The sequence below is a fragment of the Delftia sp. WSY_10 genome (genome assembly GCF_043104705.1).
In the GTDB taxonomy this organism is placed as follows: domain Bacteria; phylum Pseudomonadota; class Gammaproteobacteria; order Burkholderiales; family Burkholderiaceae_C; genus Comamonas; species Comamonas tsuruhatensis.
In genome coordinates, this window is sequence record NZ_JBICKY010000035.1 from 15,594 (window position 1) to 34,195 (window position 18,602).

Consider the following 18,602-nt stretch of genomic DNA (forward strand, 5'->3'; position numbering starts at 1 on the left):
GGATCTATCCCCAAGGACCACCAAGGACCATCACAAGGAGCTGCGCAATGAGCAAGGATTATCGGAGTCTGGCGAATTTGAGCCCGTTCGAACTCAAGGACGAACTGATCAAGGTGGCCTCGGGCAAGGCCAACCGCCTCATGCTCAATGCGGGGCGCGGCAATCCCAACTTCCTGGCGACCACGCCGCGCCGGGCGTTCTTCCGGCTGGGGCTGTTCGCGGCGGCGGAGTCGGAGCTGTCGTACTCCTACATGACGGTGGGCGTGGGCGGGCTGGCCAAGCTCGACGGCATCGAGGGGCGCTTCGAGCGCTTCATCGCCGAGCACCGCGACCAGGAGGGCGTCAAGTTCCTGGGCAAGTCGCTGAGCTATGTGCGCGACCAGCTGGGGCTGGACCCCGCCGCCTTCCTGCACGAGATGGTGGACGGCATCCTGGGCTGCAACTACCCCGTGCCGCCGCGCATGCTCACCGTGAGCGAGCAGATCGTGCGCCAGTACATCGTGCGCGAGATGGCAGGCGGCGCCGTGCCGCCCGAGTCGGTGGACCTGTTCGCGGTCGAGGGCGGCACGGCGGCCATGGCCTATATCTTCGAGAGCCTGCGCATCAGCGGCCTGCTCAAGGCCGGCGACAAGGTGGCCATCGGCATGCCGGTGTTCACGCCGTATATCGAGATTCCCGAACTGGCCCAGTACGACCTCAAGGAAGTGCCCATCCACGCCGACCCCGACAACGGCTGGCAGTACTCCGACGCCGAGCTGGACAAGCTCAAGGACCCGGATGTCAAGATCTTCTTCTGCGTGAACCCCAGCAACCCGCCGTCCGTGAAGATGGACCAGCGCAGCCTGGACCGCGTGCGCGCCATCGTGGCCGAGCAGCGGCCCGACCTGCTGATCCTCACCGACGATGTCTACGGCACCTTTGCCGATGAATTCCAGTCCCTGTTCTCGGTATGCCCCCGGAACACGCTGCTGGTGTACTCGTTCTCCAAGTATTTCGGGGCCACGGGCTGGCGCCTGGGCGTGATCGCTGCGCACAAGGACAACGTGTTCGACCATGCGCTGGCGCAGTTGCCCGAGTCCGCCAAGAAGGCGCTGGACCACCGCTACCGCTCGCTGCTGCCCGATGTGCGCTCGCTCAAGTTCATCGACCGCTTGGTGGCCGACAGCCGCGTGGTGGCGCTGAACCACACGGCCGGCCTGTCCACGCCGCAGCAGGTGCAGATGGTGCTGTTCTCGCTGTTTGCGCTCATGGATGAAGCGGACGCCTACAAGCAGGCCCTCAAGCAGCTGATCCGCCGCCGCGAGGCCACGCTGTACCGCGAGCTGGGCATGCCCCCGCTGGAAAATCCCAACTCGGTCAACTACTACACGCTGATCGACCTGCAGAACGTGACCTGCCGGCTCTACGGCGAGGCCTTCTCGCAATGGGCCGTGCAGCAGTCGTCCACGGGCGACATGCTGTTCCGCGTGGCCGATGAGACCGGCATCGTGCTGCTGCCAGGCCGTGGCTTCGGGTCCGACCGGCCTTCCGGCCGTGCCTCGCTGGCCAACCTCAACGAGTACGAGTACGCCGCCATAGGCCGCGCCCTGCGCCGGCTGGCCGACGAGCTGTACGAACAGTACAAGGCGCTGGGCAAGGAGTAGGCCCTGCGCACAAGGCCCGCACGGCTCATCGCCCGCACGGCTCATCGCAGCTGTCGGGCCTTGACCACCAGCAGCGCCCCGGCCATCAGGCCCACACCGGCCAGTTGCACGGCGTCCAGCGCACGCCCGTAGACGGCCCAGTCCAGCACGATGGCCGTCAACGGATAGACGTACTGCAGCACGGCGATGCGGCCCAGCGTGAGGCGGGCCATTCCCGCAAAGAGAATGGCGTAGGCCAGGCCCGTGTGCAGCACACCCAGCCCTGCCAGCCAGGCCCAGGATGACGGCGCCTGCGGCCAGCCATGAACCAGCGGCACCCACAGCAGCAGCACGGTGCCGATCGCGCATTGCCACCAGGCCAGCGCAAACGGCGTGACCACCTTCTCGGTCTTGGCCAGGATGGTCACGGCCGCATAGCACAGCGAGCCGGCCAGGCACATGAGCAGCCCGGACACATGGTCCGGTCCCCAGGCCGCCGCATCGCCACCCAGCAGCCCCGTGGTCAACACCAGTCCCAGCAACGCCGCCAGCATGGCCACCACCTGCCGTGGCGCCACGGCCTCGCGCAGCACCAGGGTGCCAAAGAGCATGATCCATACGGGCTGAATATGGAACACGATGGTGGCCACGCCAATGGAGGTGCGCGGTATGGCCGCAAAGAACAGCGCCCAGTTCAGCACCATGAGGACGCCGGTGGCCGCCACCACCGGCCAGCTCCTGCCGCGCACGCGCAACTCCCGCACGCGGCCCGTGGCCAGCCCCCAGGCCAGCAGCGCCAGGGCACCGAAGGCGCAGCGAAACAGCACGGTGACCAACGGGTGCTGGCGGGCCTCTTCCACAAATACGCCCACGGTGCCCAGCAGCACGCCGCCCGCGATCATCAGCCACTGGCCGCGTGTCTCCTTCGCTGTGGGAGCGGCTTGTGCGGGCGCGGGAGCGGGAGCGGGCGCGGTGGAGGCTACGGATGCGGCCTGTAACGAATGGGTTCTGTCTTGCATGGCCACGATCGTCTCGTGGCAGGAAATTCTCGTAAAGCAAATAGTTTGCAGGTTTAGTATTCGATATTCGAATCAATGGAGCGTGCCGTGAACCACCCCGACCTGCAGATCGACTGGCTGCGTGCCCTGGTGGCCGTGGTGGATGCGGGCTCGCTCTCGGCTGCCGCGCCGCTGCTGCACCGATCACAGGCCGCCGTGAGCATGCAGATCAAGAAGCTGGAGACCACCCTGGGCCGGCCCGTGCTGCTGCGCGGCCCGCGCCATCTGCAGCTCACGCCCGCAGGCGCGGAACTGCTGGGCTATGCGCGTCGCATGCTGGAGCTGCAGGCCCAGGCGCAGCAGGCCCTGTTCGGCCCCGACCTGTCCGGGCGCGTGCGGCTGGGCGTGCCGGACGACTACGCATCCACCTATCTGACGCCCGTGCTGCGCAGCTTTGCAGGCCGCTACCAGGGCGTGGAGATCGAGCTGACCTGCGAGCAGTCCACCGCACTCATCCCGCAGGTGGTGCGCGGCACGCTGGACCTGGCCCTGGTCTCACGCGACAGGCCCCAGCGCGGGCGCCTGCTGTTCCACGAGCCCCTGGTCTGGGTGGGCGCGCCGCAGCACGAGGTGTGGAGGAAGAATCCCCTGCCGATTGCCGTCTACGAGGCCGCCAGCCTGGCGCGCACGGCCGCGCTGTCCAGCCTGGCGGCCCAGCGGCGCGCGCACCGCGTGGTCTATCACAGCTCCAGCCTTGCCGGCCAGCTGGCCGCCGTGGAAAGCGGCCTGGCCGTGGCGGTGTTCACGCGCTGCAGCGTGCCCCCGCACCTGCAGGTGCTGCAGAACCTGCCGGCCGGCTTCGAGCTGCCGCCGCTGGTGTCCATGCAAGTGTCGGCCCTGCGCAGCAAGGCCTCGCAGGGCTCGGCGGCCGTGGATGCCATGTACGAGCAGTTGATTGCGACGCTGGGCCAGGCGCAGAGCAAGTCTGGAGTTGCCTGAGAAATCCGCAGCGGCTTCTGCTCGCCCACTCAGTCATCAAAATCCCACAGCTCATGCAGATCCAGCCGCAGGCGGCTGTCGCCCTCCAGCGCCTCGCTGCGGGCCAGGCGTTCGGCCAGCAGCGCTTCGGCCAGGGTGCGGCGCACGGCCAGCAGTTCGGTCAGGCCCGATTCACCGGCGCGGTAGGCGCGCAGTGCGCGGTCGGCGGCGCCCTGCTGCAGCGTGGCGGCGCGGGCCTGGGCCTGGGCGGCGGCGCGCTTGCCGGCCAGCAGGCTCCAGAGCACGTCGAACTCCGCGCCCAGGCGGCGCTCGGCCGCCAGGCGGCGGGACAGCGCGGCGTCGGCATCGGCCAGGGCCTGGTCTGCCTGGGCCTGGCGGTGCACCGAGCCCAGGGGCACGGACAGGCTGACGCCCGCAATGCGCTCGCTGCCCCCTCGCTCACTGGTGGCGAACACGCCCACGGTAGGGTCGGGCCGGCGCTCCAGATCGGTACGGCGGGCCTGGCGCAGGGCCAGGGTTTCCTCGGCCTGGGCCAGCAGGTATTCGTGGCTGTGCTCTATGTAGCGCAGGCGCAGCTGGGCCGGTGGCTGCGGTGGCAGATCGGGCAGCGGTGGCAGATCCAGCAGCGGTGGCGCAGCCTCCCCCTCCTTCGCCCGGGCAGCCTCCAGGCCCGGAAACCGTGCCTGCAGGTCGGCCTGGGCCGCCTGGTACGCGGCCTGGGCCGTTGCCAGCGCGGCCTGCATGCGCGCGTGCTCGGCGGCGGCCAGTTCGGCGTCCAGCCTGGCGGCATCGCCTGCGCGCAGCCGGCGTTCGGTGACGCGGGCCAGTTCGGCGGCAGCGTCGGCATTGTCCCGGGCGGTCTGCTGCGCCTGGCCTGCGCGCTGTGCGGCAAACCACAGCGCCAGCAACTGGCGTGCGGCTTCGTGCCGTACATCCTGGGCCGCCACGCGCGATGCGGCCTGGGTCGCTTCGGCAAGCTGCGCATCGGACTCGGCCTTGCCGCCCAGGCGCAGCGGGCGCTCGATGGCGATCTGCCCTTCGGTAAAGCGCTGGCCCGAGCCGTCGTGCACCCAGCGGCGCTGGCCGCTGGCACGCACCACGGTTTCATGCGGGCCGGCGCGCAGGGCCTGGGCGCGCGCCGCAGCGCCGCGTTGCGCGGCGTCGGCAGCCTGCACGGCAGGAGAGCGGGCTACGGCCTCGCGCACGGCGGCCTCGGGCGGCAGATGGCTTTGGGCCTGGGCCTGGACAGCGCAGGCACACAGCAAGGCAGCGGCCCAGGCATGCAGCAGGGGTTTCATGGGCATGTTCCTGAAAGAGAGTCCGGCAAGGCCTTGCGCCCTGCAGTGGGGGGAAGTGGTGTGGGTGCGGGTGGCGTTCATGGCCGGGCCTTCCTCTGGCGGCGCGGCAGGCCGAAGCGTTCGAACAGCAAGGGCAGCAGAAGCAGGGTCAGCGCCGTGGAACTGACCAGCCCGCCCGCCACCACGATGGCCAGCGGCCGCTGGATCTCCGAGCCCGGCCCGCTGGCCAGCAGCAGCGGCACCATGCCCAGCGCGGTGATGCAGGCCGTCATCAGCACGGGCCGCAGCCGGTCGCGCACGCCGTGCCGCACCACCTGGGACAGGGGCTGGCCCGCAGCCAGCAGGTTGTTGAAGTGCGATACCAGGACCACGCCGTTGAGCACCGCAATGCCCAGCAGCGCGATGAAGCCCACGGAGGCAGGCACCGACAGGTACTCGCCCGCCGCACTCAGCGCCGCCATGCCGCCCACCAGCGCGAACGGGATGTTGGCAATGACCAGCAGCGCCTGCCTGGGCGAGCGGAAGGTCAGCACCAGCAGCACGAAGATGGCGCCCAGCGCCAGCGGCACCACCAGCGCCAGCCGTGCGGCGGCGCGCTGCTGGTTCTCGAACTGGCCGCCCCAGACGATGCGCATGTCCTTGAGGCCGGCATCACCGGCGACGGCCGCCTGGGCATCTCGCACAAAGCTGGCCAGGTCGCGCCCTTCGACGTTGACCTGCACCACGGCGAAGCGTGCGCCGTTTTCGTGGTCCACGCGCACGGGGCCGTCGCGGGCCGCCAGCGTGGCCAGGGAGGTCAATGGCCAGCTGCTGCCGTCCGCCGCCGTCACCAGCAGCCCGGCCAGGCCTTCGGGCGACTGGCGCAGCGCCGTGCCGCCGCGCAGGATGAGCGGCGTGCGCGCCACGCCTTCGGGCACGATGCCAATGCGCTCGCCTTCCACCAGGGCGCGCAGTTGCGCCTGCAGGCCATCGCCACTGAGCCCGGACTGGCCCAGCGCCGCGCGGTTGAGCGCCACCTGCAGGTATTGCACGCCGCTGTTGCTGGGCGCGATGACTTCGGAGGCCCCGGCCACCGCGCGCATGCGCGCGGCCACGGCCTGGGCGGCTGTGTCCAGCCGCGCCAGGTCGGGATCGAAGATCTTGATGGCCACGTCGCCGCGCGTGCCGGTCAGCATTTCGGAGACGCGCATTTCTATGGGCTGGGTGAAGCCGTAGATGAGCCCCGGAAAGCCCTGCATGACGTGGCGTATGGCCTCGGCGATGTCTTCCTTGCTGCCGCGCCACTCCTCGCGCGGGCGCAGCACCAGGAAGGTATCGGTCTCGTTCAGGCCCATGGGGTCCAGGCCCAGATCGTCCGAGCCCGTGCGCGCGACGATGGAGCGGATCTCGGGCACCTGCTCCAGCAGCGCGCGCTGCACGCGCCCGTCCATGTCCAGCGAAGCGGCCAGCGAGATGGAGGGCGTCTTTTGCAGCTGCACGATCATGTCGCCCTCATCCATGGTGGGCATGAAGGTCTTGCCCACGGACAGGTAGAGCACGGCTGCCCCGGCCAGCGATGCCCCGGCAATGCCGAAGACCGCAGGCCGGTGGGCCAGGCTCCAGCGCTGCATCCGCTCGAAGCCCCGGGCCACGCGCCGCATCAGCCAGGGTTCATCGCCGCCATGCGAGCGCAGCAGCAGCGAGGCCAGCGCAGGCACCACGGTGAAGGCGATGAGCACCGAGGCCCCCAGCGCCAGCACGATGGTCAGCGCCACGGGCGCGAACAGCTTGCCCTCCAGCCCCTGCAGCGTGAGCAGCGGCAGGAACACGATGGCAATGATGGACACGCCGGCCAACATGGGCACGGAGACCGCCGAGACCGCCTGGCGGATCAGCACGGCCCGGTCCTGCGGCGGGGCGCTGCCTGCCGTTTCGATGGCCGTTGCGCCCGCAGACTCATTCGCCAGCGCGGTCTCTATGTTCTCCACCACCACCACCGCAGCATCCACCAGCATGCCCAGGGCGATGGCCAGGCCGCCCAGGCTCATCAGGTTGGCCGTCAGGCCCGCATGGCGCATCAGCAGGAAGGTGGCCAGCATGGACAGCGGCAGCGTGGCCGCCACCACCAGGGCCGCCCGCAGCCCGCCCAGGAACAGGTAGAGCGTGACCAGCACCAGCACGCTGGCCTCGACCAGGGCGCGCACCACGGTGCCCGCCGCGCGCGAGACCAGGTCGCCCCGGTTGTAGAAGACCTGGGTGCTCATGCCCTTGGGCAGCCGGGGAGCCAGTTCGTCCAGCCGCGCCTGCACGGCGTCCACCAGGCTGCGCGCATCCACCCCGCGCAGTCCCAGCACCAGGCCCTGCACGGCTTCGCCACGCCCGTCGCGGCTGACGGCGCCGTTGCGCGTGGCTTCGCCCAGGCGCACGGTGGCCACATCGCCCACGGTGGCGGCAACGCGCCCCTCATGGGCGGGCGCCACGACAATGGCGCGCAGGTCGTCCAGCCCGCGCACGCCGCCTTCCACGCGCACCACCCAGTGCTCTTCCCCGCGGTCCAGCCGGCCTGCGCCGTCGTTGCGGTTGTTGGCCTCCAGCGCCTGGCGCAGCTGGTCCAGCGTCACGCCGCGCGCCCGCAGCCGGGCCGGGTCGGGGATCACCTCGTAGCCGCGCACCATGCCGCCCAGGGCATTCACGTCGGCCACGCCGGCCACGGTGCGCAGCGCAGGGCGAATCACCCAGTCCAGCACATGGCGGCGCTCGGCCAGAGACCATTGCTCACCGTCGATGGTGAACATGAACATCTCGCCCAGCGGCGTGGTGATGGGGGCAAGCCCGCCTTCGGCCGTGGCGGGCAGCTCGCGCTGCAGGCCGGCCAGCCGCTCGGAAACCTGCTGGCGCGCCCAGTACACGTCCGTGCCTTCGCTGAAATCCACGGTCACGTCGCTGATGCCGTACTTGGACACCGAGCGAACCATGGTCTTGTGCGGCAGGCCCAGCAATTCCTGCTCGACAGGCGTGGAGACGCGCTGCTCCACCTCCTCGGGCGTCATGCCGGGCACCTTCAGGATCACCTTGACCTGGGTGGGCGAGATGTCGGGGAAGGCATCGATGGGCAGGTGCACATAGGCCCAGGCACCGGCCAGGGCCAGCGCGCAGGCGGCCATCAGCACCAGCGCGCGCTGGCGCAGCGAAAAATCGATGAGGCGCGCCAGCATCACTCACCCCCGCCCAGCAGGCCCTTGAGCGCGGCAATGCCCGTCACGGCAATGCGCGCCTTGGGCGGCAGCGTGCCGCGCACCACGGCCGTGGCCTCGTCGCTGGCCTCCACGGACAGCGGCATGAAGCGCGCCCCCTGCCCGGTGGCGACAAAGACGCCGGTGCGGTTGTTCCAATGCGCCAGCGCCGCAGCGGGTACGCGCAGGCGTGCACCGCCAGAGCCACCAGCAGATCCGCCGGAAGGCCCGGCGTCCGCACCAGCCAGGGCCAGCGACGCGGTCACGCTTTCGCCCACGCGCAGGTCGCCAGCGCGTTCCAGCGCAACGCGTACCCGCATGCCGGCCGATCCATCACCGACCGGGGCCATGCCAGCCACCCTGCCCTGCGCACCGCGCGCCGCCACCTGAACGCGGTCGCCCACGCCGGGCAGCGGTACCTCGCGGCCCAGCAGCAGGTCCAGTTCCAGCGCCTTGGGGTCGGCCACGCGCAGCAGCGGCGCCGAGGCCTCCACACGCGCGCCCGGCACCGCCAGCACCTCGGTCACCAGGCCTGCGCGGGGCGCCACCAGGTGCACCTCGTTGCCCACGAACTGCAGGCCGCTGGCGGCCAGTTCGGCGCGCCGCGCCTGGGCCATGGCCGCGGCCTCGGCGGCGCGGGCCTGCGTGGCCTGCCAGCGGCTGGCGGCGATGATGCCGTCCTCATGCAGCGCCTGGTCGCGCGCCAGGGCCTGGCGTGCCAGGCGCGACTGGGACTCGGCCTCCAGCAGCGCGCGCCGCGCCTCATACAGCTGCGGGCTGGTGAACACCGCCACCGGCTGGCCGGTGCGCACCGTCTGGCCCAGGGCCACGAGCACGCGCGGCACCGCGCCCGCATAGGGGGCGGCCACCACGGCCTGGGCATCGGGCCGCAGCACGACGCGCGCGTGGGCCGAGACCTCGATGCGCTGTGCCGCCTGAATGGGTTCGAAACGCACGCCCAGCGCCTGTGCCTGTTCGGCGGACAAGGCAACGGATGTGGGCGTGGGTGCAGATCCGGATGTGGGTGCGGATGCGGATGCGGACGGGGGGTTGGCCGGGCTTGCGGGTGCGGCCTGGGCCTGGGTGGCCATGCCGACGGCTGGCAGCGCAAGTGCGCCGGCCAGCAGCCATGGGGAAAACATCATTCCTGACTCCGGGAAAAAAGACGAACGCCGTCCACGCGCAGGCGGTTCGCTGCGCGCGGGCGAAGAAGGACTGAGGCGGGCCTGTGAACCAGGCCGGGGAGGTCAGGAAGCCAGGGGCGGTGCCTGGGCGGGGGAAGGCCGTATCACGCGCCCGCGCCAGCGCGGACTCAGGCGCATGGGCTGCAGCGGCAGGGCGGGCCGGGGCGCAATGCAGCGCATGCGAGCGGCACGCAGGCCCAGGGTGAGCAAGACCAGGCCGACCACGGCCAGCAAAGGCATGGGCAGCAGGTCCAGCGGCTGTATGGCGTCCTGCACATCGACCTCGAAAGGCTCGACATGGTCTTCATCCACATCGGTGAAGGAGCCGTGGGCCACGAACAGGTGGAAATGCGAGTCGGCCACGCGCGACGGCGCCGCGTGGATGTGCAGGCCGGCCTGGTTCGGAGTGCCGAAATGGCTGTGCAGCAGCGGTATCAGCAGCTGCGCCACCATGATGAGCAGCAGCAAGGCGCTCCGCATGGATAGGCTCCGGATGGCATGCAACATGGCCGGGGATTGTAGTGCCGGTGCCTGCGCAATCGGTTCAATCCCGCAGTTCGGCAAGGGCACATTCACCTGTCACATACCAAAGCAAGCCCCCGCCATCGCGGCAGGCCCGCAAGCCGCACCAGGCCTCGGTTCAAGCTGGAGTGACGGATTTCATTGTATTTTTTCGGATATAACGAAGCCATTCATGGAGCACTTCGCCCCCTCGGAGCCCGCCGGAGTCCGCCGGGCTGTGCTGGAGAACCGACTTGACGCAAAAATACATCCCCCATCTGCTGGCCCTGGACCGCGAGCGTGACTGGGCGCGCGCAGCGCAGGCCTGCGGCATCTCCGACAACGCGCTGGCCCAGGCCATACGCTCGGCCGAGGCGGAGTTCGGCCACGCGCTGGTGCGTGCGGGCCGGCCCTTCCAGGGGTTCACGCAGGAAGGCGAACAGGTGCTGGCCTGGGCACGGCAGTTCGCCCAGGCGGTGGATGCACTCAAGCACTGCTTTGCCGACACGCGCAAGCGGGCGGGCCTGGCGCCCCTGCTGGCGCGGCGCTCCGTCTCGCCCAGGCGGCTGGCCATGCCGGGTCCGGACAGCGGCGACATGGTCCTGATGATCGAGGCGGCGCTATGCGCTCCGGACCACGGTGCCTTGCACCCCTGGCGGGTTCTGGAGTTTCCCGCCCACCAGCGCGAGGCCTTGGCCTGCCTGTTCGAGCAGGAAAAACTGCGCCGCGACCCGCTGGCCCCGGCCGACGATATCCGCCGTGCGCGCGAGCATGCAACGCGCGCCCCGGCGCTGATCGCCTTCATCATCTCGCCCCGGCCGCGCTCGCGCGTGCCGGTGCGTGAGCAATGGCTGGCTGCGGGCGCGGCCCTGGGCAACCTCCTCAACGCCGCCCACCATTTGGGCTTTGGTGCCATCGTGCTCAGTGGCGAGCGCTGTTTTGACCCGGCCCTGCATTCAGCGCTGGGTTTGCGCGAGGGCGAGCATCTGGCCGGCTTCATCAGCCTGGGCTCCATCACCAGCCAGCCATCCCCGCGCGCAACGGTGGCGCCCTCTTCCATGCGCACGGCATGGCAGGCGGAGCAGGCAGCAGCGGTCACGGCACAGACCCTTCTCCAGCCAGACGGCAACCACGACAGCCACGGCAGCGATCTTTGAAGCCGCAGCCAGCGCGTGCAGGGTGGCGCACAGGTGGCGCACTGACTGCGCGGGGCGGTTAGAGTTGCGGGGCTGCTGCGCCCTCTTGCCCCCTCTTGCGCCCTCTTTTCCATCACGGAACAAGCTTTCATGATCATCCGGCCCCGCCCCCACTGGCTGCGCATGCTCTTCGTGCTGCGCGGCTCGGTGCTGCCCGACATCCTGCCCCAGCTGATGGCCGCCACCCTGTTCGCCGTGCTGGTCACGGCCCTGCACGGCCAGCTGTTCGCCTGGAAGGTGCCGCTGAACTTCGTCCCGTTTTCGCTGATCGGGCTGACGCTGGCCATCTTCCTGGGCTTTCGCAACAGCACCAGCTATGCGCGCTATTGGGAGGCGCGCACGCTGTGGGGCACCCTGCTCAACGAGACGCGCTCCCTGGTGCGCCAGGCCCGGACCTTGACGGATGCACCGCAGCACGCCCCGGCCCTGGCCATGGTGCTGGCGGCCTTCGTGCATGCGCTGCGCCACCAGTTGCGCGGCACCGATGCCGCGGCCGACATGCGCCGCCTGCTGCCCGCCGCCGACTGCGAGCGCCTGGCCACGGCGCGCTTAAAGCCTGCCGTGCTGCTGCTCATGGCCGGCGAATGGCTGCAGGCACGCCGCCAAGACGGCAGCCTGCAGCCGGTGCTGGTGCCCGCCATGGAGGCGCCCCTGTGCAAGCTGGGCGAGGCGCTGGGCGGCTGCGAACGCATTGCGGGCACGCCGATTCCCTTCACCTACGCGGTGATCATCCATCGCACCATCTACCTGTACTGCCTGCTGCTGCCCTTCGGCCTGGTGGATTCCATCGGCTTCATGACGCCGGTGATCGTGGCCTTCATCGCCTACACCTTCTTCGCGCTGGAGGCACTGGGCGCCGAGCTGGAGGAGCCCTTCGGCACGGCGCCCAACGACCTGGCGCTGGACGCCATGTCGCAGATGATCGAGGCCACGCTGCGCGAGCTGACCGGCGAGGTGCTGCCGCCTGCGCCGCAGCACAAGGATGTGCTGTTCCTGACCTGACCCTGCCTGCCGGCCCGGACGGCGCCAGCGGCACAATCTGCCCACCCGCATCACAGAAAAAGGACAGGCGCCATGACGGAGACAAGCAAGGTCAAGGGACCGGCCTCGTATTTCCCTTCCATCGAGAAGACCTACGGCCAGCCGATTGCGCACTGGATGGATCTGCTGCAGCAGCAGGACACCCGCAAGCACATGGAACTGGTGGGCTGGCTCAAGGCCCAGCACCAGATGGGGCACGGCCATGCGAATGCGCTGGTGGCCGTGTTCCTGGCGCAGGCCTGACCTGCAGCCAGCAACCCTCAGCCGATGGCCGTGCCGAAAGCCTGGCGCACGGCGGCACCCGCTTCGTCAAATAGGCGGCGTGATGCCGGCGCCAGACCCAGCATGTGCATGCAGGCGTGCACCATGCCGGGCAGGCGCACGGCCTGCACCGCCACACCAGCCTGCGCCAGCCGCAGCGCATAGGCTTCGGCCTCGTCGCGCAGCGGGTCGTATTCGCAGCTGATCACCGTGGCAGGCGGCAGGCCTGCCAGGTGTTCCGCACGCAGCGGAGAGACAAGTTCTTGCCGCCCCGGTGCCGCATCGCCCAGGTACGCGCCATAGCAGTACTCCATGGCCGCACGCGTGAGGTAGTGGCCCTCGCCGAACTGCTGGAACGACGGCGAATCCATGGCCGCGTCCAGTGCCGGGTACAGCAGCAGCTGGTGGGCGATGGCCGGTGCGCCCGCCGCTCCCCAGCCTTGCTTTTCCTGCGCCAGCAGGCAGGCGGCGGCCGCGAGGTTGCCGCCCGCGCTGTCTCCGGCCACGCCGATGCGCCTGCGATCCAGCCCCAGCGCATCGGCCTGCTCAAAGGTCCAGGCAATGGCATCGCAGAAGTCATGCAACGGCACGGGAAAGCGGTGCTCGGGCGCCAGCCGGTAGTCCACCGAGACCACGACGGCGCCCGTTGCCGCGGCCAATGCGCGGCAGGGGTTGTCGTAGACCTCCAGCGAACCCAGGCACCAGCCGCCGCCGTGGGCGAAGACCAGGGCGGGCTGGGGCGTGGGTGTGTCCGAGGCCAGCGGCCGGTAGATGCGCACGCGCAGCGGCGCACCGTCGCGCGCGGGCAGCGTGAAGTCTTCGGTACGGGCCACGGCCTCGGCCGGGCCATGCAGGGCGCGCAGCCCGGCGTCGGTGGCCTCGCGCAGCGCCGCCAGCGTGGGCTGCGTGGGCGGGGCCACGGCCTGGGTTGCCTGCGCCAGCTCGGCGAGATAGCGCGCAATGTCAGCGTCCAGGCCCATGGTCACAGCGTCCTTTGCAGGAAGGGCAGCAGCTCGGCGATGAAGGGCTCGGCAGCCTCCTCCATGATGAAGTGGCCGCAGCCCGGCACGATCACGCCCGACAGGTCATCGGCATGGCCGCGCAGCGTGGCCAGCGGCGCATCGGCCGTGGCGTGCTCGGCGCCAATGGCCAGCACGGGCATGGCCAGCGGGCGCAGCGCACGCTCGCGGTTCTGGCGGATGGTTTCGGGAATGGCGCGGTAGTAGGCAAAGCCGCCGCGCAGGCCACCGGGCGCCGCATAGGCATCGACATAGACGTCCACGGCCACGCGGTCGCGCCGCAGCGACCAGCGGTTGAACATGAATTCCAGGTAGGCACGCTCGCGCCCCGCGATCAGGGTCTCGGGCAGATCGGCCAGCTGGTTGAACATGAAGTGCCACAGGAAAATGTTCTGCTCGGGCGGCGCAAAGATGCTGGGCTCGGGCGCCAGGCCAGGGATCACGGCCTCGGTCAGCGCCAGGGACTGCACGGCCTGCGGCTGGTCGCTGGCCAGTGCATAGGCCACCCACATGCCCACGTCGTGGCCGGCGACCTGGTAGCGCTCATGGCCCAGCGCCAGCATGGTGCGGTGCAGGGTCAGCGCAATGGAGCCCGTGTCGTAGCCGGTGTCGGGCCGGTCCGAAAAGCCCGTGCCCGGCGGATCGACGGCAATGGCCTGGAAGCCCTGCGCCGCCAGTGCCTGCATGACGTGGCGCCAGGCATACCAGGTCTGGGGCCAGCCCGGGATCAGCAGTACGGGCGCACCCTGCCCGGCCGTGATGCAGTGGATGCGGCGGCCGTCGATGCGCACGTAGTCGTGCGAGAACCCGCAGGCCTGGTCTTCCTGCTTGCGCAGGGCGTTCGATGTGAAGGCGTTCATTGTTGGATTCTTTTTGAGGTTCTTTGGCTGCGGGCTTGCTCAGGCGATACCGAGCATGGCGTTGATCTGGCGCTGGTCCACGGGGGCGCCGGCGAAGTCGTCAAAGATCTTGTCGGTGACGCGGATGATGTGGCGGTTGATGAAGTCCACGCCCTCGCGTGCCCCGTCTTCCTGGTCCTTGAGGCAGCACTCCCATTCCAGCGAGGCCCAGCCCTGGTAGTCGTACTGGGCGAACTTGGAGAAGATGGCCTTGAAGTCCACCTGCCCGTCACCCAGCGAACGGAAGCGCCCTGCCCGCTCCAGCCACGAGGAATAGCCGCCGTAGATGCCCTGGCGCCCGCTGGGCAGGAACTCCGCATCCTTCACATGGAACATGCGGATGTGCTCGCGGTAGATGTCGATGTAGTCGAGGTAGTTGAGCTGCTGCAGCACGAAATGGCTGGGATCGAACAGGATCTTGCAGCGCGCGTGCTGGCCCACCAGTTCATGGAAGCGCTCGAAGCTGGTGCCGTCGTGCAGGTCTTCGCTGGGGTGGATTTCGTAGCACAGGTTCACGCCCTGCTCGTCGCAGGCGTCGAGGATGGGGCGCCAGCGGCGCGCCAACTCCTCGAAGGCGGTTTCGATCAGGCCGGCCGGGCGCTGCGGGAACGGGAACAGATAGGGCCAGGCGAACGAGCCCGAGAACGTGCCCATGTCGCTCAGCCCCATGCGGCGCGATGCGACGGCCGACAGCTTGAGCTGCTCCAGCGCCCAGGCCGTGCGTGCGGCCGGATTGCCGCGCAGCGCCTCGGGCGCAAAGCTGTCGCACATGGCGTCGTAGGCCGGGTGCACGGCCACGAGCTGGCCAAAGATGTGCGTGGTCAGCTCGCTGGCCACCAGGCCGTGCGAGGCCAGCATGCCGTTGACATCGTCGCAATAGGTCTGGCTGCTGGCGGCCGTGGCCACGTCGAACAGGCGCTGGTCCCAGGCGGGAATCTGCAGGCCCTTGAAGCCCACGCCGGCTGCCCAGCGTGCGATGTCTTCCAGGGAATTGAACGGTGCCTTGTTGTCGGCGAATTGCGCCAGATGAAGGCTGGGGCCCTTGATGGTCTGCATGTGATTTCCTTGCGTTGAGCTATTGTTTGTTAATCGACAAAGAATAGTATCACGCCAACACGGCTGCTTTTGCGAAGCCGATGCAAGACAGCATCACGGCGCCGCTAAGATGCCGCCCTGACTGTTGAGAAGGATGAGGAAGATGGCCGGAAGACCCAGGGAATTTGACCGAGACCAGGCGCTGGAGCGCGCCATGCTGGCGTTCTGGCGGCGAGGCTACGAGGGCACGTCCATGGCCGACCTGGTGCAGGCGCTGGGCATTGCGTCAGCGCGCATCTATGCGGCCTTCGGCAGCAAGCAGGACCTGTTCCGCGAGGCCGTGCAGCGCTACGAGGCCGGTGATGGCGGCTTTGCCGACCGCGCCATGGCCCAGGAGCCGCGCGTGCGCGACGCCCTGGCCCGCGTGCTGCGCGATGCCGTGGCCACCTATACGGACGATGCCCATCCGCTGGGCTGCATGGTGGTCACCGCCGCCACCAATTGCGCCGAGGAAAACGAGGCAGTCGCCGCCTGGCTGGCCGAACACCGTCGCCAGCGCACGCAGTCCCTGATCGACCGCCTTCAGCGCGCGCTGGATGAAGGCGAGTTGCGCGCCGGCACCGATGTGCAGGCGCTGGGGGATTTCTATGCCACGCAACTGCACGGCATCTCCGTGCAAGCCCGCGATGGCGTGCCGCGCCAGCGGCTGCTGGCTGCAGTGCAAACCGCCTTGCTGCTGCTGGACACGGCGCTGACGTCCGCAGGCAAGGCGGAATGAACCGTCAGGCGCCGAGCTTTTGCAGTTTTTGCAGCTCGGCGCGCAACTGGATCACGCTGGGCGTGACGATGGGGATGAAGGCCGATTCACGCCAGCGGCGGGCAAAGCCATCGTCCGCATCCAGGCTGTAGGCGCGGCCACCGGCCGTCTGCAGCTCCAGCTGCATGGCCTGCTGCACGCAGTCGTGCAGGGCCAGGCGCAGCGCGAAAAGCCGCTCGGGCGCCTCCACGAAATCGCCGGCCTCTACACCGGCCTTGAGTGCCGCCACCGCCTGCTCCAGATGGCTGCGGGTATCGTCCAGCGGCTGCTGCAGCACATGCCCGCCCTGCCCCATGCGCGAGGCGGCCTGCGCACAGGCCGCGCGCGCCAGGCCGATGGACAGGCCGCATTGCATGCCCAGGAAGGCCGGCCGCACACGCGGCAGGAATCCGCCGGCGCGCTCGGCCAGCAGATCGTCTTCGGTGATGGCCACGTCCTTGAGTTGCAAGGCGGCGGTGTTGGTGCCGCGCAGGGCAATCAACTCCAGATCCGGCGAGCGCTCCAGGCCCGGCCGGTCGGACGGCAGGGCCACGATCATGGGCGGCGCGCCGTCGTCACGCGCCACGGCAATCGCGGCCAGAAAGCGCGGCCCGCGCAGGTTGGTGCACCAGGGCACGCTGCCGTTGAGCAGCCAGCCGCCCCCTTCCCGGGCCGTGGCGCGGATGTTGAGTGCCTCCAGCCCGCTGAGGAATTTCATGATGTTGGACAGCCCCGAGGCACCGGCCGCCTCGCCCGCCAGCAGCGCGGGCAGCCAGCGCTCGCGCAGGGCCGCATTGCCGGTGTTCGCCAGCATCTCGATCAGCACGCGCTGGCCCCAGAAGGCAAAGGCGGCGGACATGGAGTGCGTGGCCACCTGGGCAATCGCCTCGATGGCATCGCCGGCGCTGCCGCCCTGCCCGCCCAAGGCATCGGCCAAGCCGTGGCCCAGCAGCCCGGCTTCGGCCAGATAGGGCACGACGGCGGCCGTGGCCTCGCCGTTGCCGGCATCCAGCGCCTGGGCACGTGCATCCAGCCATTGGCGGTTGGCGTCGGTCAGCAGGGGGAAATTGGGCATGGGCTCAGGCATGGGATCGGGCATGGGGCTTGTCATCTTGCGGGTCACCATAAAAAAAGGGACCGCTGTGGGAACAGCGGTCCCTTGCCATCCTAGCGCAGCACACAGGCTGCGCAGATGACGCGGCGCAAGCTCAGTGCGCCGCCACCTTGCCGGGGCGTGTTTCCTCGCGCAGGGCCTTGACCTTGTCGCTCAGGCCGGACCATGGCTGCAGGCCGTACTGGCTGCGCATGGTGTTGAGCAGCGTGGCGATCTGATCGTCGCTGAGGTTGTGGCGGAAGGCGGGCATGGTACCCAGCTGCGGGCGCGCCGGTTGCGTGATGCCGTTGAGCACCACATGGATGGCGTTGGTCGGCGAGTCGCTGTACAGGTTGGTGTTCAGCGACAGCTGGGGACGCACCCCGAAGCTGCTGCCGGCCAGCACGCCGCTGGGATCGGCACGGTGGCAGGCCATGCAGGCGCCCTGGTACAGGCGGTAGCCCTGGGCGTCGACCGGCAGCTTGGCAACCTCGGTCTTTTCCTTCACCAGCGCCTCGGCGTCACCCGTGCCAGCGGCATCGGCCACAGGCTTGCGGTACGACATCAGGTAGGTGGCCATGGCGTTGATGTCCTCGGCCGTCTGGTGGGACAGGCCTTCGATCACGGGCGCCATGGGGCCGGCGGCCACGCCGTGGCGCTCCGAGAAGCCGGTCTGCATGTAGCGGACCAGGTCTTCTCGCGTCCAGGGCAGCGGAGCCACGGCCTTGTCGTTGAGCGCGGGCGCATCCCAGCCGTCGATGAAGGCGCCGGCCAGGTGGTCGGCACCCTTTTTCTCGGCGCCGAACTGGTTGCGCGGCGAGTGGCAGGCCGCGCAGTGGCCCAGGCCTTCGACCAGGTAGGCGCCGCGAATCCACTCGCCCGACTGGTTGGCGGGCGCGGGCTGCTCGCCCGGCTCCAGGTACAGCGCATTCCACAGGGCCAGCCCACGGCGCACGTTGAACGGGAAGTTCAGCGCGGTCTTGGGCGCCTCGTTGGAGACAGCCGGCTCGGTCATCAGGAAGGCGTACAGCGCCTTCATGTCCTCGTCGGTCACGCGGGTGAATGCCGTGTACGGGAAGGCGGGGTACAGGTAGTTGCCCTCGCGGTCCACACCATGGCGCATGGCGCGCTCGAAGGCCTCGTACGACCAGCGGCCGATGCCGGTTTCGGCATCGGGCGTGATGTTGGTCGAGTAGATGGTGCCGAAAGGGCTGGGCATGGCCAGGCCGCCTGCGTTGCGCTGGCCGCCCGGTGCCGTGTGGCAGACAGCGCAGTCGCCCATGTGCGCCAGGCGGCGCCCCTGGTCGATCTGCTGCTGGCTGAATTCCTGCACCGGGATCTGCTGCAGGGGCGCGATTTCGCTGCGGCCCGTGGCCAGCCAGAAGGCGGCGCCGGCCACGGCGGCCAGGCCGACCACGCCGAGGGTGATTTTCTTGAGTGTGTGCATG

At 69.5% G+C, this 18,602-nt stretch carries 16 protein-coding genes; 6 read left to right on the plus strand and 10 right to left on the minus strand.

Annotated elements, in window-relative coordinates:
• Positions 1 to 47: 47 nt before the first annotated feature.
• Positions 48 to 1,643 carry a bifunctional aspartate transaminase/aspartate 4-decarboxylase gene (locus ACF8ML_RS15785; protein ID WP_016447046.1) on the plus strand — a complete coding sequence of 532 codons (1,596 nt, stop codon included), beginning with the start codon at positions 48 to 50 and terminating at the stop codon, positions 1,641 to 1,643.
• Between the two features lie 41 nt (positions 1,644 to 1,684).
• Here ACF8ML_RS15785 and ACF8ML_RS15790 read toward each other — a convergent pair whose 3' ends face one another.
• A complete protein-coding gene (locus ACF8ML_RS15790) occupies positions 1,685 to 2,641 on the minus strand; it encodes a DMT family transporter (RefSeq protein WP_392407371.1) in 957 nt (318 codons plus the stop codon).
• A 75-nt stretch (positions 2,642 to 2,716) separates the two neighbouring features.
• Here ACF8ML_RS15790 and ACF8ML_RS15795 point away from each other — a divergent pair, with 75 nt between their 5' ends.
• A complete protein-coding gene (locus ACF8ML_RS15795) occupies positions 2,717 to 3,619 on the plus strand; it encodes a LysR family transcriptional regulator (protein ID WP_392407372.1) in 903 nt (300 codons plus the stop codon).
• 29 nt (positions 3,620 to 3,648) lie between these two features.
• Here ACF8ML_RS15795 and ACF8ML_RS15800 read toward each other — a convergent pair whose 3' ends face one another.
• The 4 genes from ACF8ML_RS15800 to ACF8ML_RS15815 form a co-directional block, all read right to left on the minus strand.
• On the minus strand, positions 3,649 to 4,917 hold the full coding sequence (locus ACF8ML_RS15800) for a TolC family protein (protein ID WP_392407373.1): 1,269 nt from the start codon (positions 4,915 to 4,917) through the stop codon (positions 3,649 to 3,651).
• A gap of 77 nt (positions 4,918 to 4,994) precedes the next feature.
• Positions 4,995 to 8,111 (minus strand): efflux RND transporter permease subunit, encoded by a 3,117-nt coding sequence (locus ACF8ML_RS15805; RefSeq protein WP_392407374.1) that lies wholly within the window; start codon positions 8,109 to 8,111, stop codon positions 4,995 to 4,997.
• On the minus strand, positions 8,111 to 9,274 hold the full coding sequence (locus ACF8ML_RS15810; RefSeq protein WP_392407375.1) for an efflux RND transporter periplasmic adaptor subunit: 1,164 nt from the start codon (positions 9,272 to 9,274) through the stop codon (positions 8,111 to 8,113). The genes ACF8ML_RS15805 and ACF8ML_RS15810 overlap by 1 nt, the downstream gene beginning before the upstream one ends.
• Before the next feature lie 102 nt (positions 9,275 to 9,376).
• Complete coding sequence (locus ACF8ML_RS15815) at positions 9,377 to 9,793, minus strand: hypothetical protein (RefSeq protein WP_012205745.1); 417 nt, start codon at positions 9,791 to 9,793, stop codon at positions 9,377 to 9,379.
• Positions 9,794 to 10,068: 275 nt separating this feature from the next.
• Between ACF8ML_RS15815 and ACF8ML_RS15820 the strand changes: the two genes are divergently transcribed.
• The 3 genes from ACF8ML_RS15820 to ACF8ML_RS15830 all read left to right on the plus strand — a co-directional run bounded on the left by ACF8ML_RS15820 (position 10,069) and on the right by ACF8ML_RS15830 (position 12,294).
• On the plus strand, positions 10,069 to 10,971 hold the full coding sequence (locus tag ACF8ML_RS15820; RefSeq protein WP_392407377.1) for a nitroreductase family protein: 903 nt from the start codon (positions 10,069 to 10,071) through the stop codon (positions 10,969 to 10,971).
• Between the two features lie 129 nt (positions 10,972 to 11,100).
• The gene (locus ACF8ML_RS15825) at positions 11,101 to 12,012 is read left to right on the plus strand and encodes a bestrophin family protein (RefSeq protein WP_392407379.1); all 912 of its coding nucleotides are present in this window, start codon (positions 11,101 to 11,103) and stop codon (positions 12,010 to 12,012) included.
• Between the two features lie 72 nt (positions 12,013 to 12,084).
• Complete coding sequence (locus ACF8ML_RS15830) at positions 12,085 to 12,294, plus strand: DUF4287 domain-containing protein (RefSeq protein WP_013802290.1); 210 nt, start codon at positions 12,085 to 12,087, stop codon at positions 12,292 to 12,294.
• 17 nt (positions 12,295 to 12,311) lie between these two features.
• Here the strand turns inward: ACF8ML_RS15830 and ACF8ML_RS15835 are convergent, their stop codons facing one another.
• The 3 genes from ACF8ML_RS15835 to ACF8ML_RS15845 are packed head-to-tail and all read right to left on the minus strand — an operon-like array spanning position 12,312 to position 15,286.
• The gene (locus ACF8ML_RS15835) at positions 12,312 to 13,292 is read right to left on the minus strand and encodes an alpha/beta hydrolase (protein ID WP_392407380.1); all 981 of its coding nucleotides are present in this window, start codon (positions 13,290 to 13,292) and stop codon (positions 12,312 to 12,314) included.
• A 2-nt stretch (positions 13,293 to 13,294) separates the two neighbouring features.
• A complete protein-coding gene (locus tag ACF8ML_RS15840; protein ID WP_016447052.1) occupies positions 13,295 to 14,191 on the minus strand; it encodes an alpha/beta fold hydrolase in 897 nt (298 codons plus the stop codon).
• A 39-nt stretch (positions 14,192 to 14,230) separates the two neighbouring features.
• The gene (locus ACF8ML_RS15845; RefSeq protein WP_209801802.1) at positions 14,231 to 15,286 is read right to left on the minus strand and encodes a sugar phosphate isomerase/epimerase; all 1,056 of its coding nucleotides are present in this window, start codon (positions 15,284 to 15,286) and stop codon (positions 14,231 to 14,233) included.
• A 142-nt stretch (positions 15,287 to 15,428) separates the two neighbouring features.
• Here ACF8ML_RS15845 and ACF8ML_RS15850 point away from each other — a divergent pair, with 142 nt between their 5' ends.
• Positions 15,429 to 16,043 carry a TetR/AcrR family transcriptional regulator gene (locus ACF8ML_RS15850; protein ID WP_209669100.1) on the plus strand — a complete coding sequence of 205 codons (615 nt, stop codon included), beginning with the start codon at positions 15,429 to 15,431 and terminating at the stop codon, positions 16,041 to 16,043.
• Positions 16,044 to 16,047: 4 nt separating this feature from the next.
• Here the strand turns inward: ACF8ML_RS15850 and ACF8ML_RS15855 are convergent, their stop codons facing one another.
• Together ACF8ML_RS15855 and ACF8ML_RS15860 are read right to left on the minus strand one after the other, a co-directional pair.
• The gene (locus tag ACF8ML_RS15855; protein WP_374725856.1) at positions 16,048 to 17,160 is read right to left on the minus strand and encodes an acyl-CoA dehydrogenase family protein; all 1,113 of its coding nucleotides are present in this window, start codon (positions 17,158 to 17,160) and stop codon (positions 16,048 to 16,050) included.
• Between the two features lie 109 nt (positions 17,161 to 17,269).
• Positions 17,270 to 18,601, minus strand: coding sequence for a c-type cytochrome (locus ACF8ML_RS15860; protein ID WP_392407381.1), 1,332 nt, complete (start codon positions 18,599 to 18,601; stop codon positions 17,270 to 17,272).
• Position 18,602 lies beyond the last annotated feature (1 nt).

Bases quoted from the DNA above. Each gene is read 5' to 3' on its own strand.
- ACF8ML_RS15785 (WP_016447046.1), top strand. From the start codon at position 48: ATGAGCAAGGATTATCGGAGTCTGGCGAATTTGAGCCCGTTCGAACTC.
- ACF8ML_RS15790 (WP_392407371.1), bottom strand. From the start codon at position 2,641: ATGCAAGACAGAACCCATTCGTTACAGGCCGCATCCGTAGCCTCCACC.
- ACF8ML_RS15795 (WP_392407372.1), top strand. From the start codon at position 2,717: ATGGAGCGTGCCGTGAACCACCCCGACCTGCAGATCGACTGGCTGCGT.
- ACF8ML_RS15800 (WP_392407373.1), bottom strand. From the start codon at position 4,917: ATGAAACCCCTGCTGCATGCCTGGGCCGCTGCCTTGCTGTGTGCCTGC.
- ACF8ML_RS15805 (WP_392407374.1), bottom strand. From the start codon at position 8,111: ATGCTGGCGCGCCTCATCGATTTTTCGCTGCGCCAGCGCGCGCTGGTG.
- ACF8ML_RS15810 (WP_392407375.1), bottom strand. From the start codon at position 9,274: ATGATGTTTTCCCCATGGCTGCTGGCCGGCGCACTTGCGCTGCCAGCC.
- ACF8ML_RS15815 (WP_012205745.1), bottom strand. From the start codon at position 9,793: ATGCGGAGCGCCTTGCTGCTGCTCATCATGGTGGCGCAGCTGCTGATA.
- ACF8ML_RS15825 (WP_392407379.1), top strand. From the start codon at position 11,101: ATGATCATCCGGCCCCGCCCCCACTGGCTGCGCATGCTCTTCGTGCTG.
- ACF8ML_RS15830 (WP_013802290.1), top strand. From the start codon at position 12,085: ATGACGGAGACAAGCAAGGTCAAGGGACCGGCCTCGTATTTCCCTTCC.
- ACF8ML_RS15835 (WP_392407380.1), bottom strand. From the start codon at position 13,292: ATGGGCCTGGACGCTGACATTGCGCGCTATCTCGCCGAGCTGGCGCAG.
- ACF8ML_RS15840 (WP_016447052.1), bottom strand. From the start codon at position 14,191: ATGAACGCCTTCACATCGAACGCCCTGCGCAAGCAGGAAGACCAGGCC.
- ACF8ML_RS15845 (WP_209801802.1), bottom strand. From the start codon at position 15,286: ATGCAGACCATCAAGGGCCCCAGCCTTCATCTGGCGCAATTCGCCGAC.
- ACF8ML_RS15850 (WP_209669100.1), top strand. From the start codon at position 15,429: ATGGCCGGAAGACCCAGGGAATTTGACCGAGACCAGGCGCTGGAGCGC.
- ACF8ML_RS15855 (WP_374725856.1), bottom strand. From the start codon at position 17,160: ATGCCCGATCCCATGCCTGAGCCCATGCCCAATTTCCCCCTGCTGACC.
- ACF8ML_RS15860 (WP_392407381.1), bottom strand. From the start codon at position 18,601: ATGCACACACTCAAGAAAATCACCCTCGGCGTGGTCGGCCTGGCCGCC.